The following is a 16,831-nucleotide window of genomic DNA, read 5'->3' on the forward strand; positions in this document are numbered from 1 at the left end:
GATTAGTCAGCCTTCTTGGGGGTGGAGTTGAGGACGCTGGTCAGTTCCAGGCGGCCGGCGGTGCGCAGGGCGGATGCTTCGACGTCGAGCAGTTCCAGCTCCTCGCCGGCGGTAGACCAGTGGCCCCCTCCGATGGGGAATGGGATGAGGACGGTGTAGGTTTGGCGGGTGGGCATGGGAAAAATCTCCAGGCGAAAAAAAACCGCTTGCGCGGTATTGAGTGAAACGTGTGTGGCGAGCGGGAAATCCGAGCCATTAAAGGTAGTTATGCCGTCTGTTCGGCCAACCAAAGTGGCGCTGTCGGCCGGTGCTCCAAGTGAGGAAAATCAGGAGATTGCGGCCAATCACGCAGTGCCTGCATGTATGTCAGCAACGCAAGGAACTGTTCTGCCTCTAGGGTCACAGGCGCCTTGAGTTCCAACTGATCACGATGCCGATCACGTAACCAAGTAATCTGCATCAATTGGGCATCGCGCCAAGTGCGCTCCTCAAAAGCCGGGTCGAGCGCTACGGGAACGATATCAACCAGAAATGGCACACCGTGATCATCATGGTGACGAGCCTTATCGGTGCCTGCATCTCGAATAATCTCGTTATAAGAAGCTTCGGACATGGGAACCGCATCTGCAGGGATGACTTCATGCAAGCCCTCCAGGTAAGTACATCCGGTTTGTTGACTGTAGTACCGCTTCATAATGAAACCTCAATAACCAATTGCAAAGTAAACACAGCCAGATGCGGTAGGCCCGTTAAATGTGGTGCTCCCTTGAGTGAGCGTTCCCATGTTGAGCGCGTTCAGTCCGGTCTTTGTGATCGCCCGAAATTGCCAGACGGCTTTCATGGCTCCGCCTGGGCCTGTGTTGTCGTGCTCCGAAACCCAGATACAGCGGTTTGGGAAAGCGATAGGGAAAGAGACATCGGTACTTCCTGTCACTATCGCGCTATTGCCCATTTGCAAGATTAATCCCCCCAGCCAACTCGGAAAAACCATATAGCTCTGGGCACCCAAGGAAATTGAAAAACCCAAACGCAACTTTTTTGGCGTAACAATCGTGGAGTCATCCAAGCCTTGATTGATATGAGCCGGAGTCGAAATTCTCGCCGTACCTCGGTTTACTTCAGTCGCCTGCGCGGTCATCGCGTCGACTTCAGCCTTGGTGTAAGTCGCCTTCGCAACGTAATCCATCACCCAAGCACGCGTAGCTTTCACTACCGTGTCATCAATAAGCAGCGTGACCAGCGAAGCATTGGTGGTTTCAAAAATCGAGCGAATATAAAACTCTTTGCCCGTTCCAGACGTCTCCAGCAGAGGTTTGTAAGACTCAGGGTACTTGACAATCGCATATAAGATACCCGTATCGGTCCAAAGGCCTGCTTCGCGCACATACCAGCCGCCAACGTCTGACGGAATAGTGACTTCCGCCATCAGCCAATTGGCATTTTTCTGATCCTGAAAAAGCGCATTCAAGGGCCCCCGCCAGACTTCGCGCTTGAGTGCTTTGGCTGTTGCATCGGGGTTGTAGATAGCACCATTCCCATCACCGACGGATATCTGCGCCAGCTTGATAGGTATGCCGGCCGCCTTGCAGGCTGTTTCGTAAGCAATGCCTGCGTCTGTAAGCAGTGTGTAATAGTCAGCCATTTTCTATTCCTGTGGATAAAGAGTGGTGGTTTCGACGGTATAGAGCCCAACTGCTCGGTAGGAAGTACCCGATGCCTGAACACCCGGTACCAACGTAGGGCAAATCGTCGTTAGTTCGCCGCAAAGTGTCGCGGCACCGATGCAGTGGCGACCGGAAACACTCAACCCAACAGAGACAGACAGCACATCGCGCTCACTTTTTGCATCACCGAGGCGGCGGTCCAAACGTATGTCAATCGCTTCGCTGTAAGGCAGCTCGGTATAGGCTCGAACGGAGAAGCTGTAGGGCAGTCCCGGTGGGCGTTGTTCGTACCAGGCCTGTACTTGCGGCCTCAGTTGAAGGCCCCTGGCTGCATTTTCCAGCGCTTGCCGGGTGCCCGCCTGGCGAGCAGTGGGCCAGGCCAGTTTTACGGTCAGGCGTTTCTCGATCACAGGTGCACCAGTGCTCCACTCCTTGACACCTCGGTCGGCGGCCAAATAGGGCAGGAACGCGACAGGCGTATGGGTTGGGTCCATCAACCCGGGAAACGGCGGCACAACCCGGTCGAGCAATACTCCGAACCCCACATCCAGCGCCTTTTCCAGCGGTGAACTGTTGGCCGGCAACAAACTCGCGTTGAGGTCACTCATAGCGTGCGCACCTCCACCTCGACACCCGTGCAGTACGGAGCCTCGAACGCCGAGCTGACAATCGGCTCCAGCGGTTCAAGGATCTGCAGTTGTGCCGCGCCAGCACTGTGGATGGCGTAGTCGATCCAGCTCGGGTCCACCCGCCCTTCCAGGCGATGGCAGGAATCGGCGTATGCCTGCAGCAGCTTTTGCGCGGCGACCTGGGTGAGTCCGGAATCCGGTCCGGCATTGATCTTGGCGACCACGCGGATTTTGTACGGCAGGATGTGTGCGCCTTGCACACTGACCAGGTCGGTTTCCGGACGGACATCCGGCCGTGCGAAATGTCGTCGAACGCCGTCCAGCAAGTCGGCAGACGGCGTGCCATCGCCTTCCCGCGCCAGGACGGTGACCATGACCTCGCCAGGTGCGGTTCGCCGCCCATTGCCATCCTTGACCCGCACCGCATAACCGTCCGGGTCGAAGGTATACGTGACCGTGACCACGCCCGGCGTCGCGCTCTGCACATTCACCGCCGGGCGTTCGCCAAGGGTGAACACTTCGCGGCGGTACTGCATGCGCGAGCCGGCAGCCGGGGCGTGAGGGGCGAGGTAGTAGCGTAACCGGGCATCCTCGTCGCTTTCCAGGGTCGGCGGCACCGGCGGGAATGCGGCGGAGTCGCCGGGGTCCAGCACCTGGCGCTCCAGGCCCATATCGGCCAGGCGCGCATCCAGATTGCTGCCGGTGGCCCACCACGCCAGCATCTGCTTGATGCGGGCGTTGTATTGGCGCTCATGGGTTTGCAGACGCACGCAAAAGGCTTCAAGGGCCAGGGTCAGCAGTTCGCTTTCGTTGTCGAGGCTGACCTTGAGTTTGGCCGCGCTTTGCGGCGCGCGGGTGGCAACGTAGTCCACCACGAACGCCTTGAATTCGGCCAGCAAGGGTTCGAACTCGTCCACCGCAATGATGGCCGGTTCCGCCAGTTGGTTCTGGCCGGGGATCAACATGCTCATGTCACGACCTCGAAGGTTTGTTGGCGGTTTTTCCAAGTGCCGGAGAACCGCAGCAACAAGCCGGCCCCCTGGCGAGTGGCGACGATGACCTGGGGTTGAAAGTCGCCAATGCCGTTCTGCGCGTTGTAGAACGCCTGGGCGGCGTGGCTCTGCGCAAGAATGAGCAGATCATCGCCAAGGTTCTGGCCCAGCAGTTGCGGGACCCGCGAGCCGTACAACGGACGCTTCTGGCGAGTGCCCAGAGGAGTGGTGAGCGCTCGGGTGGCGCGCTGCACGAATTGCAGCCAGTCATCGACGGCTGCCCCGCTGTTTCGGTCGATACCGATCATGGGATGTCCTTATCGGGGGCTGATGAGGCGCCCTTGGTGGTCAACCACCGGGCCGCTGAAATGGGCGCCGCCGGCGTCGAGCAACAACGCGGTGCCGCCGATTTGCAGGGTGATGCCCTGGGCGTTGAGGATCAGGCCGCTGGCGCCGACCCTGGCCTCGATCTGCTCGCGCGAGCCGCTAAACGTGGTCGGGCCGTTGACCCAGTTGAATGTGTGGCTGGCGTCGTCGTAGTCGCTCTGCGTACCGTCCTGATGACGGCGCCGGGTTAACGACGCAACGCTGGAGACCGGCGGAAACACGCTGCTGTTGAGCCCGAACAAGGCCACCGACTGCGCGCCGCCTTCGCCACCGGCATAGTTGAGCAACAGGCACTGCTCACCCACCGATGGAATGCGCGTTTCGGTTTGCGCACCAGCGCTGGGATTGAAAAAACGGATCGCTGGCGTGAGCAGATCGCCATGGCTGACCTTGCAGGTATTGGCGGCGGCGTCGACCTGCTGGCAAACACCGATTCGGCAAAAGCTCTCGGCGCGTCGATACAGGTCTTCGAGCTGGCTTTCCATTTCTGCCAGGCGCTCGACAATCGGCCCCAGTTGCATGCGTAAGAGCGCGTCGAACATAAATTACTCCGCCAGTGGTTTGTATTGGTCAGGGTCATTGATGTTCATGACTTCCCAAGTGCTGGCAAACAGAGGTTGGCCTGTAGGGTCGTTGAGCAACACCGGCCCGATGTAGAGGGTTTGGGTGAAGGAAACAGCCCAGGTGTCGTAGTCCGTTTCTGCCGCAGCCCGCGAAGCAGGAGCGGCAATGATATTCGTCGGCAAATCGCACTGTGCCTGGGGCAGGTTCCAGCGGTTGTCCAGCACCAGGTCCATCAGTTGACTGGCCAGGTCGCAGGCGTCGAACGGCAAGGCACCCGGTGCAACCATGGCCTTGAGCGAAATGGTCAGCGCGTGTGCCTTGCGCCCTTCTGGCGAGCGAATGCCGGGGCCGTTGCCCTCGACCGTGACCAGCACGCCGGTGTTTACGCCGCCGCCCTGAAAGTCCTGATGGCTGCCGATCTTCAGGTCGGGGAAGGCAGCGTGCAGCGCCTGGCCGATGGCTTGCGGCAATTGGGAGGGTTTTTCGATGAGCATCATGTCAGTGACTTCCTTGCAGCAATTAACGCGGATCCTGGCGCGGGCCTTCGTTGATCCCGATACGTTTGGCCGCCCAGCGCTCGTAGAGCCCGATGGCTGCGTCGGCGCCGGCCATGGCGGTGAGGCATCCGATGGCGCCGGCCGTCCAGATCGACATGCCGGCGGCGTAACACAGCATCAAGGCTGAAACGCCGCAGACCATGCAGGCCCCGGAGCGCAGCGCCAGGCGCCGAATCAGCGACCAGCCGCGGGCGCCTTCCTTGTCGGCACGCCACATTTCGCCGGACACGCCGCCGATCACCGCCAATATGATGACCAGCCAGATAGGCATTTCCGCTAACGCCTGTTGTTCGTTTGTCATGTCACGCCTCCTGGCTGAGCACTGAATAGTCCGTTTTTCATTTGCAAATAATTCGATAGGTAGGCATTCCAAAAAGCCCGGTCGCCCGGGCTTTTCAGTAATGCTGTCCGCGGACTTTCGGCGCTACTGGCGCGGTACGGTCCTTTCCTCAATGTTTTTCCGACCACGATCCCTGTCTGCCGGATAACTGCTTCTGGTGCTTTACGCTGCACACCCGGGTCAGTTGCCAACCCTCTGAACCGTTAAGGCCGGTTCATCGCTGCCTGTTTTTGAAGCGGTACCACTAAAGAGCGTCGGCATCCTTGCCGGTGTTGCCTGGCATCCCTGCCATCGCGTCGATGGCATCCTTGCCGATGTTGCGTGCCTTCCTTGTCTTCCCTGGCAGCATCCTTGCTGCCTCCACCAGACCTTGTTGGCTGGCTTGAGATGAAGAATATGCATTTATGCATATACAGTCAATGCGTAAATGCATTTATTTTCGTGGTTAAATGCACGAATGCATTTTCACGCAGGTAGGCGTGGGGATTGAGGCGTTTTGCAGGCGAAAAAAAACCTGCTCGCTGGCAGGTTTTTTCTTACAGAGCAAGGTTAGCGAGCGTACATGCCCCACCAGAAAACATGGCCGAGGATGCTGATCTGCTCGTCCTGAATATCCTGGAAGCTGTAGTCCTCGTCCGGGTGCTCATCGCGGTTGAAGCTGCGCAGGCGAATCCCGGAAGGCAGGCGATAGAGCTGTTTAACCCGCAATTGCCCGTTGTGATTGATGGCATACAGGTCGCCATCAACGATATCGCCAATGCCGCTCTTGCCCGCATTCACCCCGACCGTTGCGCCATCACGCAACACCGGCAACATGCTGTTGCCGCGCACCGTCACACACTTGGCCTGGTCGAACTGCACACCGTTATGCCGCAGGCTGCGCTTGCCGAACCGCAGGCTGGCCTTTTCGCTTTCCTCAATGACGAATCTTCCTGATCCAGCAGCCAATTCAACCTCGCGCAGAAAGGGGATCGACACCTCGTCGTCATTCACGGGGGTGTCGTCGTCCCACAGGCTTATGTCCTTGAGTTCCGAATGCATCGGGTCGCGTTCTTCATCTCGCAGAGCGCCTATGGCCGCGCGCCCGCGCAACTGATCGGTGCTGACGCGAAAGTACTCGGCAATGCGGGAGATGTGCTTGTCCGACGGGTCCACGATCTTGCCGTTGAGGATCCGGGACAGGGTGGATTGAGGCACGCCGGTGCGCCGGTGAAGCTCCGTGGGGGAGATCCGGTCGCGGTCCAGCAGCTCTTTGAGGACGATTGAAACGTTGCGTTTTTGCATAACGGGAGATAGTGCCGGGAGATCTGGGGGTTGGCAAATGCTAATTTGCATATTTTATGCGTTACGGCCGCATCCTGATCTGTAGTCCGCTAATGCTGCGGGTGCGAAAGCGGTTATCGCCACTTTAATTTGACCCGAGGCCAGAGACCGAGAAGGTCCATTCCCAGCCTCGCCGGTTTAGCGCGCTCATTGCGCTTGGTCTGGAAGTGAATACTGCTTCCAAACCGAGCGCCACTCCTGCCCTTGGCCAGGCATGAACATCTATTAACGAACGTTGACGTCCAGAAACTCACGAATCACCGGAATGATTTCCCGGCTGTGGGTTTCCAGCGCGAAATGCCCGGTGTCGTAAAAGCGAATATCCGCCTTGGGCAGATCGCGCTTCCACGCCTGCGCCCCGGCCGGCAGGAAGAACGGATCGTTTTTTCCCCACACTGCTAGCAGTGGCGGCTGGTACTGGCGAAAGTACGCCTGGAACGCGGGGTACATGGCGACGTTCGAGGCGTAATCCAGCAGCAGGTCAAGCTGGATCTGCGCATTGCCCGGCTTCACGATCTGCAGCCCTTCCAGCGTGTAGGCGTCTGGCGAAACCGTGCTCTTGTCGGCAACCCCTTCAAGGTATTGCCACTTGATCGAAGCCGGTGTCGGGAAGTCGTGCAGCGCCTCGCGGTTCTGTTGCGTCGGTGCACGCCAGTATTTCTGGATAGGCGCCCAACTGTCGCCCAGGCCTTCGTCATACGCGTTGCCGTTTTGCGAAATGATCGCCGTGACCCGCTCCGGATGGGCGACCGCCAGACGCCATCCCACCGGCGCGCCGTAGTCGTGAACCATCAGCGTGTATTTCTGGAGCTTGAGCTGTTCAGTGAACTGGCCGACGGTCTTCGCCAGTTGGCTGAACGTGTAGGGGTAGTCGCCCCGCGCAGGCGCTTCGGTGAAGCCGAACGCCGGCAGGTCCGGAGCAATCACGTGATAGCGATCGGCGAGTTCGGGAATCAGGTCGCGGAACATGAACGATGAGCCGGCAAAACCATGAAGCAGCAGCACCGTCGGTGCCGTGGGGTTGCCAGCCTCCCGGTAGAACACTTTCACATCACCCACTTGTTCGTAGCGGTAGTGAACCTGGCGCTCTGCATCTGCAGCTTGCGCGCCGCCTACCAGCAAAGAAGCCGCAAGCCCGGCGGCGGCGATGGGTTTGGAAGCAGTCATGGCGATTTCCTTGTAACCGTTATATTTGAGATTTGAAGGTTACGTATAATTTTGGTAACCTGTCAAACATATTTTATGAGTTACAGAACATCATGACATCGACCAATACCGCTTCCGGCGCCCTCTTCCTCGCTGACAACCTCGCCCTCGACTTCATCAACAGCCAGTACGGCGTGGGTGAGCAACTGCATGACTGTCTCAGCGATGATCAAAGCGTGATGAATTGGCTCAAAACGGCTGGGCTGTTGCCGCAGAACGCTGAACTGCAAGCATTCGAGGGCTTGCTCGCCGAAGCACGCCAACTGCGTGACGCGGCAAGGGCGCTGGTGAACGCTGCAATGAATGGCGTTGCGGTGGATCCTGGCGTGATCAACCAGGTGCTTGAGGCGGGTCGCCCGGTCAACAGACTGGAATGGGAGAGCCAGGCGCAGGGATATCGGCTGACCGTTCACCGAACGGACAGCACCCCGGCAAGCTTGCTCTGGCCGATAGCCGATGCGTTGGTAAATGTGGTGACGGGCGACAAGTTCGAATTCGTGCGTCAATGCGAGGCGCATGACTGCATTCTGCTCTTCCACGACTTGAGCAAATCCCACCGTCGCCGCTGGTGCAGCATGGCGACCTGCGGCAATCGCATGAAAGTGGCGGCGTTTCGGTCGAGGCAGAAACCGGACTAAGCGCCAGAAAAGGGAGCGGCGCAGTTGAACAAGTGCGCCGTCTTCCTTTTGTGTTTTACCTGGCCGTTTGCAACCTGCGAACCCCCGACCTCGCGTGTTAACCTTGCGCCCATCGCAATAAATGCTGGGCCAAGCGCCCCTTTGCCCCACCACTTTCAACGAATTTGCCTACTATCCAATGAGTAAAAACAGCTCCGATCTGTCTTCCCACACCCCAATGATGCAGCAGTACTGGCGCCTGAAAAACCAGCACCCTGATCAGTTGATGTTCTATCGCATGGGCGACTTCTACGAGATTTTCTACGAAGACGCGAAGAAGGCCGCCAAGCTGCTGGACATTACGCTGACCGCGCGCGGGCAATCGGCGGGGCAGTCGATTCCGATGTGCGGGATTCCTTACCATTCGTTGGAAGGTTATCTGGTCAAGTTGGTCAAGCTGGGCGAGTCGGTGGTCATTTGCGAGCAGATCGGCGATCCGGCCACCAGTAAAGGCCCGGTGGAACGCCAGGTAGTGCGCATTATTACGCCGGGCACGGTGAGTGATGAGGCGCTGCTGGATGAGCGGCGCGATAACCTGATCGCTGCGGTGCTGGGTGACGAGCGTCTGTTCGGGCTTTCGGTACTGGATATCACCAGCGGCAATTTCAGCGTGCTGGAGATCAAGGGCTGGGAGAACCTGCTGGCGGAGCTTGAGCGTATCAATCCGGTGGAGTTGCTGATCCCGGATGATTGGCCCAAAGACTTGCCAGCGGAAAAGCGCCGTGGGACCAAGCGTCGCGCGCCGTGGGATTTTGAGCGTGACTCGGCGCTGAAAAGCCTGTGCCAGCAATTCTCGGTGCAGGACCTTAAAGGCTTCGGCTGTGAAACCCTGACACTCGCCATTGGTGCGGCCGGCTGTCTGCTCAGCTACGCCAAAGAAACCCAGCGCACTGCCCTGCCGCACTTGCGCAGCCTGCGTCATGAGCGGCTGGACGATACCGTGGTGCTCGATGGCGCCAGCCGTCGCAACCTTGAACTGGACACCAACCTCAGCGGCGGGCGTGACAACACCCTGCAATCGGTGGTCGACCGTTGCCAGACCGCCATGGGCAGCCGCTTGCTGACCCGCTGGTTGAACCGTCCGCTGCGGGATTTGAGCGTGCTGCAAGCGCGGCAGACGTCCATCACCTGCCTGCTGGACGGTTATCGCTTCGAAAAGCTGCAGCCGCAACTCAAGGAAATCGGAGATATCGAGCGCATTCTGGCGCGGATCGGCCTGCGTAATGCGCGGCCCCGTGACCTGGCTCGACTGCGTGACGCCTTGGGCGCGCTGCCGCAGTTGCAGGCGGCGATGACTGAACTGGACACGCCGCACCTGCAACAGTTGGCGGTGACGGCAGGTACGTACCCGGATCTGGCCGCGTTGCTGGAAAAGGCCATCATCGACAACCCGCCCGCCATCATCCGTGACGGTGGCGTACTCAAGACCGGCTACGACAGCGAGCTGGACGAGCTGCAATCCTTGAGCGAAAACGCCGGTCAGTTCCTGATCGATCTGGAGGCCCGCGAAAAAGCGCGCACGGGCCTGGCCAACCTGAAAGTCGGCTACAACCGTGTGCACGGCTACTTTATCGAGTTGCCAAGCAAGCAGGCCGAGTTGGCCCCCATCGACTATCAGCGTCGCCAGACCCTTAAAGGGGCCGAGCGCTTTATCACGCCTGAGCTCAAGGAATTCGAAGACAAGGCACTGTCGGCCAAGAGCCGCGCCTTGGCACGGGAAAAGATGCTTTATGAAGCCCTGCTCGAAGACCTGATCAGCCGCCTGGCGCCCCTGCAAGACACTGCCGCCGCCCTGGCGGAGCTGGATGTGCTGAGCAACCTGGCCGAGCGTGCGCTGAACCTGGATTTGAACTGCCCGCGTTTTGTCAGCGAGCCGTGCATGCGCATCGTGCAGGGTCGCCATCCGGTGGTGGAGCAGGTGTTGACCACGCCGTTCGTGGCCAACGATCTGGCGCTGGACGACGATACCCGTATGCTGGTGATCACCGGTCCCAACATGGGTGGTAAATCCACCTACATGCGTCAGACCGCGTTGATTGTATTGCTGGCGCATATCGGCAGCTTTGTGCCGGCGGCCAGTTGCGAGCTGTCCCTGGTGGACCGTATTTTCACGCGAATCGGTTCCAGCGACGACCTGGCCGGTGGCCGTTCGACCTTTATGGTGGAAATGAGCGAAACGGCGAACATTCTGCATAACGCCACCGAGCGCAGCCTGGTGCTGATGGACGAAGTGGGTCGCGGCACGAGCACCTTCGACGGCCTGTCCCTGGCCTGGGCGGCGGCCGAGCGCCTGGCGCACCTGCGGGCGTATACGCTGTTTGCCACCCACTATTTCGAGCTGACGGTATTGCCGGAAAGCGAGCCGTTGGTGGCCAACGTGCATCTGAATGCCACCGAGCACAATGAGCGCATCGTGTTCCTGCACCATGTGCTGCCAGGCCCCGCCAGCCAGAGTTATGGCCTGGCCGTGGCGCAACTGGCCGGCGTGCCGGGCGACGTGATCACCCGGGCCCGCGAGCACCTCAGTCGCCTGGAAACCACGGCGCTGCCCCATGAAAACGTGGTGGTCAGCCCCGCCAAAGCCAGCAAAAAGCCCTCTGCGCCGCATCAGAGCGACATGTTCGCCAGTCTGCCCCATCCGGTGCTGGACGAACTGGCCAAGATGGACCTGGATGATCTGACGCCGCGCAAAGCGCTCGAAATGTTATATGCACTGAAGACTCGGATATAACGCAGACGCTTGCAAGCTGGTAGACTCTCGCGCGGTTTGGGATGCTGCAGGCTCTTAGCCTGGCCTGCAGACTATCGCTCCCGAACCTCGCGAGCCCCGCCACAAGGGGTTTCGCTGCCGCCGCCTGAGGAGAGAATTAGAAATGACCTTCGTCGTCACCGACAACTGCATCAAGTGCAAGTACACCGACTGCGTAGAAGTATGTCCGGTGGACTGCTTCTACGAAGGCCCGAACTTCCTGGTCATCCACCCGGACGAGTGCATCGACTGCGCCCTGTGCGAGCCTGAATGCCCGGCCGTGGCGATTTTCTCCGAGGATGAAATTCCGGCAGGTATGGAAAACTTCATTCAGTTGAACGTCGAGCTGGCGGAAGTCTGGCCAAACATCACCGAAAAGAAAGACTCGTTGCCGGACGCGGCCGAGTGGGATGGCAAGCCAGGCAAGATCGAGCACCTGGAGCGCTGAAACGCGCCGCTGCCCCAATAGAAAAGGCCCTTCGCGGGCCTTTTTTGCATTCCAGGGAAAGGTATTTCACTTTTCTGCAGGCGAAAAAAAGGGGCGGTATGACCCGCCCACATTTCTTCCCTGTCCCTGTATTCCTTTTTCATCGTCCTGATGAATCGCATCCTGCGACGTTCCTTCAAACCACCGTTCCTTGATGGCCGTGTCATTCCGTGGACACAGGGCTGATGTTAAAGAGTTCCAAGGGATGTTCAACTGGATGCTACGAAGACACTGGCAGCCCCCTGAACGTTCGCCGCCATAAATAATTGTTATATTTCAAAAGGATAGAAAGATCCTGCAGCGATTCGAGCCGTACGCGTCGAGCTAAAAAACCAAACACTTACGGAAAAGTAAGCCAATGCTTACACCAGCCATTGCGTAAAAGCGTAACGGTCGGCTTGAAGCGCAATGTTGCAGGCGCAAGCATGCACTCAGTCGTCGCTGACCGTAATGGTCGGCATCGCCGGCGCTGCCGCTTCCTGCAATACGATGCGCGCACCGACGTGGCGCGCCAGCTCCTGATAAACCATGGCAATCTGGCCATCGGGTTCAGCCGCCACGGTGGGTTTGCCGCCGTCGGCCTGCTCGCGAATGCTCATCGACAGCGGCAACGAGGCCAGCAATTCGACGCCGTATTGGCTCGCCAGTTTCTCACCGCCGCCCTCGCCAAACAGATGCTCGGCATGCCCGCAGTTGGAACAGATGTGCACGGCCATGTTTTCCACCACACCCAGTACCGGGATATTGACCTTGCGGAACATCTCCACGCCCTTCCTGGCGTCAAGCAGCGCCAGGTCCTGGGGCGTGGTGACGATGACCGAGCCGGCCACCGGGACTTTCTGCGCCAGGGTCAACTGGATATCGCCGGTGCCGGGCGGCATGTCGATCACGAGGTAGTCCAGGTCGCCCCAGGCGGTCTGGGTGACCAGTTGCAACAGCGCGCCGGACACCATCGGCCCGCGCCACACCATCGGCGTGTTGTCGTCGGTGAGAAACGCCATGGACATGACTTCCACACCCAGGGACTCGATCGGCACGAACCATTTCTGGTCCTTGACCTTCGGCCGCGTGCCTTCGGCGATGCCGAACATCACGCCCTGGCTGGGGCCATAGATATCGGCATCAAGAATGCCCACTCGAGCCCCCTCGCGCGCCAGTGCCAGCGCCAGGTTGGCGGCCGTGGTGGACTTGCCCACACCGCCCTTGCCGGACGCCACCGCGATCACATTCTTGACGTTTGCCAGGCCGGGGATCTGCGCCTGGGCCTTGTGCGCTGCAATCACGCACTGAATATCGACCGTTGCCGAGCGCACGCCGTCCAGGCCTTCGATGGCCATTTGCAGCATCTGCGCCCAGCCGCGCTTGAACAGGCCTGCGGCATAGCCCAATTCCAACTGGACGGTGACCTGGTCACCCTGGACCTCGATGGCGCGTACGCATCCGGCACTCACCGGGTCCTGGTTCAAGTAGGGGTCGGTGTACTGGCGAAGAACGGCTTCCACCGCTGCGCGATTGACGGCGCTCATGGGCAACTCCCGAAAAAAAACTGACTGAAACAGGCGGCTATCCTAACCGTTCCGGCCGCTCAGGGCATGCTTTCGGCTGCGCACAAAACACTGAAACGGCGCCACGGGGTGAAATAAATTGCCCGGCGCTTTATAGTGGCCGACCTCCGTTTCATCAAGTAGCCGAGCCCCATGTCCGAGCCACGCAAGATCCTCGTCACCAGCGCCCTGCCCTATGCCAATGGTTCCATCCATCTTGGCCATATGCTTGAGTACATCCAGACCGATATGTGGGTGCGCTTCCAGAAGCATCGCGGCAATCAATGCATTTATGTCTGCGCGGACGACGCCCACGGTTCGGCCATCATGTTGCGCGCCGAAAAGGAAGGGATCACCCCGGAACAACTGATCGCCAACGTACAGGCTGAACACAGCGCCGACTTTGCCGAGTTCCTGGTCGATTTCGACAACTTCCACTCGACCCACTCCGAAGAAAACCGTGAGCTGTCGAGCCAGATCTACACGCGGCTGCGTGATGCCGGGCACATTGATACGCGCTCGATCACCCAGTATTTCGACCCGGAAAAGAAAATGTTCCTGGCCGACCGCTTCATCAAGGGCACCTGCCCCAAATGCGGCACCGACGACCAGTACGGTGACAACTGCGAGAAGTGCGGCGCCACCTATGCACCGACCGACCTGAAGAATCCGAAGTCGGCCATCTCCGGCGCCACGCCGGTGCTCAAGGACTCGCAACACTTCTTCTTCAAGCTCCCGGATTTCCAGCAGATGCTGCAGACCTGGACGCGCAGCGGCACCCTGCAGGATGCCGTCGCCAACAAGATTGCCGAATGGCTGGATGCAGGCCTGCAACAGTGGGACATTTCCCGCGATGCGCCGTATTTCGGGTTCGAGATTCCGGGCGAGCCGGGCAAGTATTTCTACGTGTGGCTGGACGCGCCAATTGGCTACATGGCCAGCTTCAAGAACCTGTGCGACCGTACGCCCGGGCTGGACTTCGATGCCTTCTGGGCCAAGGATTCCACCGCCGAGTTGTACCACTTCATCGGCAAGGACATCGTCAACTTCCACGCCCTCTTCTGGCCGGCGATGCTCGAAGGCTCGGGCTACCGCAAGCCGACCGGCATTGCCGTGCACGGCTACCTGACCGTCAATGGCCAGAAAATGTCCAAATCCCGTGGCACCTTTATCAAGGCGCGTACCTACCTGGACCACCTGTCGCCGGAATACCTGCGCTATTACTACGCCTCCAAACTGGGCCGTGGCGTCGACGACCTCGACTTGAACCTGGAAGACTTCGTACAGAAGGTCAACTCCGACCTGGTAGGCAAAGTCGTCAACATCGCCAGCCGCTGCGCCGGGTTCATCCACAAGGGCAACGCCGGTGTCATGGTGGCAGACAATGCCGCGCCGGAGCTGACCGAGGCTTTCCTGGCCGCTGCACCAGGCATCGCCGACGCTTATGAAGCCCGCGACTTCGCCCGCGCCATGCGCGAAATCATGGGCCTGGCCGACCGCGCCAATGCGTGGATCGCCGACAAGGCACCGTGGTCGCTGAACAAGCAGGAAGGCAAGGAAGCCGAGGTGCAGGCGATCTGCGCCACCGGCGTCAACCTGTTCCGCCAATTGGTGATCTTCCTCAAGCCGGTGCTGCCATTGCTGGCGGCCGACGCCGAGGCGTTCCTCAACGTCGCTCCGTTGACCTGGAACGATCACGCCACACTGCTTGTTAATCATCAGTTGAACGCGTTCAAGCCGCTGATGACTCGCATCGATCCAGTGAAAGTCCAGGCCATGACCGACGCCTCGAAGGAAGACCTCATCGCCAGCCAGACCGATACCGGAGCCGCAGCGCCTGCCGGCAACGGCGAGCTGACCAAAGACCCGCTGTCGCCGGAAATCGACTTCGACACCTTTGCCGCCGTGGACCTGCGTGTGGCACTGATTATCAAGGCCGAAGCCGTGGAAGGCGCCGACAAACTGCTGCGCCTGACACTGGACCTGGGTGGCGAACAGCGCAACGTGTTCTCCGGCATCAAGAGCGCGTACCCGGACCCGTCCAAGCTGGATGGACGCCTGACCATGATGATCGCCAACCTCAAGCCGCGAAAAATGAAGTTCGGCATCTCGGAGGGCATGGTGATGGCTGCCGGTCCTGGCGGTGAGGAAATCTACCTGCTGAGCCCTGACAGCGGCGCCAAGCCGGGTCAGCGCATCAAGTAGTGGCAACTGTAGAGCAGCCGTAACCAACCGGGTTTCAACGCATGAGCCTGATTCAACGTATCGACGCGCTGTTACCGCAGACCCAATGCGGCAAGTGCGGACACCCGGGCTGCAAGCCTTACGCCGAGGGCATCGCCTTGGGCGAGGCGATCAACAAGTGCCCGCCCGGCGGGCAGGAGACCGTCGTCGGGCTGGCGCACCTGCTGAATGTGCCAGTGCTGGATCTGGACACGACACGTGGCGAGGCACCTGCACAGGTTGCCTACATCCGCGAAGCCGAGTGCATCGGATGTACCAAGTGCATTCAGGCGTGCCCGGTGGATGCCATTGTCGGCGCCGCAAAGCTGATGCACAGCGTGATCATCGATGAGTGCACAGGCTGCGACCTGTGCGTTGCGCCCTGCCCGGTCGATTGCATTGAAATGCGTCCCTTGACCACCGCGCTGCCGATTGTCGGCGACCTCGCCGCCAACGATCATCAACGCCATCTGCGTAGCATCAAGCGCGACCGAGCGCGGCGTCGCTTTGAACAACGCAACGCACGCCTGAAGCGCGAAGACACACACAGGATTGCCGAGCGCCTGGCGCGGGTCCAGCGGCCACTCCCGGCCGCCCCCAAACCGATCGATGCCGCTGAAGCGGCCGTCAAGAAAGCCAAAGTGGGCGTCGCCATGAGTCGCGCGCAGTTGCATAAATCCCTGAAGGCCTTCGGTCACCCGCCGACGTTTGAACAGCAGTCACAACTGATCATCCTGCAGCAGCAATTCGAGGCGGCGGAACGCGTACTGGCCGCACTGCTTGCACCCACCTCAACCTCACGCTGATCCGAGCAAGGAACACCCGCCCGATGAACGCCGCCAAACGCCTGGAAATTTTCCGCAGGCTTCACGAAGACAACCCGGAACCCAAGACCGAACTGGCCTACTCATCGCCATTCGAGTTGCTGATTGCGGTGATTCTCTCGGCGCAGTCCACGGACGTCGGCGTCAACAAGGCCACGGCCAGGCTGTATCCCGTCGCGAACACGCCGGCAGCGATTCATGCGCTGGGTGTTGAAGGTTTGTCCGAATACATCAAGACCATTGGCTTGTACAACAGCAAGGCAAAAAACGTCATTGAGACCTGTCGGATGCTGATGGAGCTGCATGGCGGTGAAGTGCCACAAACCCGCGAGGCCCTGGAGGCCCTGCCCGGCGTGGGACGCAAGACTGCCAACGTGGTACTGAACACCGCGTTCCGGCAACTGACCATGGCGGTGGATACGCATATTTTTCGGGTCAGCAACCGCACTGGCATTGCCCGCGGGAAAAACGTGGTGGAAGTGGAAAAGCAGCTGATGAAGTTTGTGCCCAGGCAGTATCTGCTCGATTCTCATCACTGGCTGATCCTGCACGGTCGCTATGTCTGCCAGGCACGCAAGCCCCGTTGCGGCAGCTGTCGCATCGAAGACCTGTGTGAGTACAAAGAAAAAACCTCCGACGATTGAGCAATCATTGCTTTTATCGAT

The 16,831-nt window shown here is 59.6% G+C and carries 18 protein-coding genes and 2 pseudogenes; 6 read left to right on the top strand and 14 right to left on the bottom strand.

From position 1 onward, the window contains the following. Positions 1–2: 2 nt before the first annotated feature. From TU75_RS27630 to TU75_RS08545, 13 genes and pseudogenes are all read right to left on the bottom strand, one after another. Complete coding sequence (locus tag TU75_RS27630; protein WP_003231371.1) at positions 3–176, bottom strand: hypothetical protein; 174 nt, start codon at positions 174–176, stop codon at positions 3–5. Between the two features lie 89 nt (positions 177–265). Further along, entirely contained in the window at positions 266–694 is a 429-nt protein-coding gene (locus TU75_RS26340) for a phage tail assembly chaperone (protein WP_069665418.1), read from the bottom strand. A gap of 9 nt (positions 695–703) precedes the next feature. Further along, entirely contained in the window at positions 704–1,186 is a 483-nt protein-coding gene (locus tag TU75_RS28500; protein ID WP_428838905.1) for a gp53-like domain-containing protein, read from the bottom strand. Continuing rightward, positions 1,169–1,642 (bottom strand): annotated as a pseudogene (locus TU75_RS27990) (phage tail protein); the annotation flags it as partial. The pseudogene TU75_RS27990 and the gene TU75_RS28500, both read right to left, overlap by 18 nt. A 3-nt stretch (positions 1,643–1,645) precedes the next feature. Continuing rightward, positions 1,646–2,272, bottom strand: a complete 627-nt coding sequence (locus TU75_RS08510) for a phage tail protein I (protein ID WP_060548679.1) — start codon at positions 2,270–2,272, stop codon at positions 1,646–1,648. Beyond that, the gene (locus TU75_RS08515; RefSeq protein ID WP_060548680.1) at positions 2,269–3,264 is read right to left on the bottom strand and encodes a baseplate J/gp47 family protein; all 996 of its coding nucleotides are present in this window, start codon (positions 3,262–3,264) and stop codon (positions 2,269–2,271) included. The genes TU75_RS08510 and TU75_RS08515 overlap by 4 nt, the downstream gene beginning before the upstream one ends. Further along, positions 3,261–3,593: a hypothetical protein gene (locus TU75_RS08520; protein WP_015371360.1), complete on the bottom strand. Its 333-nt coding sequence runs from the start codon at positions 3,591–3,593 to the stop codon at positions 3,261–3,263. The genes TU75_RS08515 and TU75_RS08520 overlap by 4 nt, the downstream gene beginning before the upstream one ends. A 9-nt stretch (positions 3,594–3,602) precedes the next feature. Continuing rightward, a complete protein-coding gene (locus TU75_RS08525; RefSeq protein WP_060548681.1) occupies positions 3,603–4,214 on the bottom strand; it encodes a phage baseplate assembly protein V in 612 nt (203 codons plus the stop codon). Between the two features lie 3 nt (positions 4,215–4,217). Then, positions 4,218–4,733 (bottom strand): hypothetical protein, encoded by a 516-nt coding sequence (locus TU75_RS08530; protein WP_060548682.1) that lies wholly within the window; start codon positions 4,731–4,733, stop codon positions 4,218–4,220. Between the two features lie 22 nt (positions 4,734–4,755). Further along, the gene (locus tag TU75_RS08535; RefSeq protein WP_003231384.1) at positions 4,756–5,094 is read right to left on the bottom strand and encodes a phage holin family protein; all 339 of its coding nucleotides are present in this window, start codon (positions 5,092–5,094) and stop codon (positions 4,756–4,758) included. A gap of 283 nt (positions 5,095–5,377) precedes the next feature. Further along, a complete protein-coding gene (locus TU75_RS27315) occupies positions 5,378–5,566 on the bottom strand; it encodes a hypothetical protein (protein WP_141719127.1) in 189 nt (62 codons plus the stop codon). A gap of 116 nt (positions 5,567–5,682) precedes the next feature. Then, a complete protein-coding gene (locus TU75_RS08540; RefSeq protein ID WP_003231387.1) occupies positions 5,683–6,417 on the bottom strand; it encodes a LexA family transcriptional regulator in 735 nt (244 codons plus the stop codon). A 264-nt stretch (positions 6,418–6,681) separates the two neighbouring features. Next, positions 6,682–7,623, bottom strand: a complete 942-nt coding sequence (locus TU75_RS08545; RefSeq protein WP_060548683.1) for an alpha/beta fold hydrolase — start codon at positions 7,621–7,623, stop codon at positions 6,682–6,684. Positions 7,624–7,715: 92 nt separating this feature from the next. Here TU75_RS08545 and TU75_RS08550 point away from each other — a divergent pair, with 92 nt between their 5' ends. The 3 genes from TU75_RS08550 to fdxA all read left to right on the top strand — a co-directional run bounded on the left by TU75_RS08550 (position 7,716) and on the right by fdxA (position 11,536). Continuing rightward, complete coding sequence (locus TU75_RS08550) at positions 7,716–8,300, top strand: CGNR zinc finger domain-containing protein (RefSeq protein WP_060548684.1); 585 nt, start codon at positions 7,716–7,718, stop codon at positions 8,298–8,300. A gap of 178 nt (positions 8,301–8,478) precedes the next feature. Then, complete coding sequence (gene mutS, locus TU75_RS08555; RefSeq protein WP_060548726.1) at positions 8,479–11,070, top strand: DNA mismatch repair protein MutS; 2,592 nt, start codon at positions 8,479–8,481, stop codon at positions 11,068–11,070. A gap of 142 nt (positions 11,071–11,212) precedes the next feature. Next, positions 11,213–11,536: a ferredoxin FdxA gene (fdxA, locus tag TU75_RS08560; protein ID WP_003231394.1), complete on the top strand. Its 324-nt coding sequence runs from the start codon at positions 11,213–11,215 to the stop codon at positions 11,534–11,536. Between the two features lie 470 nt (positions 11,537–12,006). Here fdxA and apbC read toward each other — a convergent pair whose 3' ends face one another. Next, the gene (gene apbC, locus TU75_RS08565) at positions 12,007–13,101 is read right to left on the bottom strand and encodes an iron-sulfur cluster carrier protein ApbC (protein WP_060548685.1); all 1,095 of its coding nucleotides are present in this window, start codon (positions 13,099–13,101) and stop codon (positions 12,007–12,009) included. Positions 13,102–13,272: 171 nt separating this feature from the next. Here apbC and metG point away from each other — a divergent pair, with 171 nt between their 5' ends. The 3 genes and pseudogenes from metG (at position 13,273) to nth (ending at position 16,810) form a co-directional block, all read left to right on the top strand. After that, on the top strand, positions 13,273–15,324 hold the full coding sequence (metG, locus tag TU75_RS08570; protein ID WP_003231399.1) for a methionine--tRNA ligase: 2,052 nt from the start codon (positions 13,273–13,275) through the stop codon (positions 15,322–15,324). A gap of 41 nt (positions 15,325–15,365) precedes the next feature. Further along, positions 15,366–16,136: pseudogene (gene rsxB, locus TU75_RS08575) on the top strand (electron transport complex subunit RsxB); the annotation flags it as partial. A 35-nt stretch (positions 16,137–16,171) separates the two neighbouring features. Continuing rightward, positions 16,172–16,810: an endonuclease III gene (gene nth / locus TU75_RS08580; RefSeq protein WP_003231403.1), complete on the top strand. Its 639-nt coding sequence runs from the start codon at positions 16,172–16,174 to the stop codon at positions 16,808–16,810. Positions 16,811–16,831: the final 21 nt, after the last annotated feature.

Source organism: Pseudomonas poae, assembly GCF_001439785.1.
Classification (GTDB): Bacteria; Pseudomonadota; Gammaproteobacteria; order Pseudomonadales; family Pseudomonadaceae; genus Aquipseudomonas; species Aquipseudomonas poae.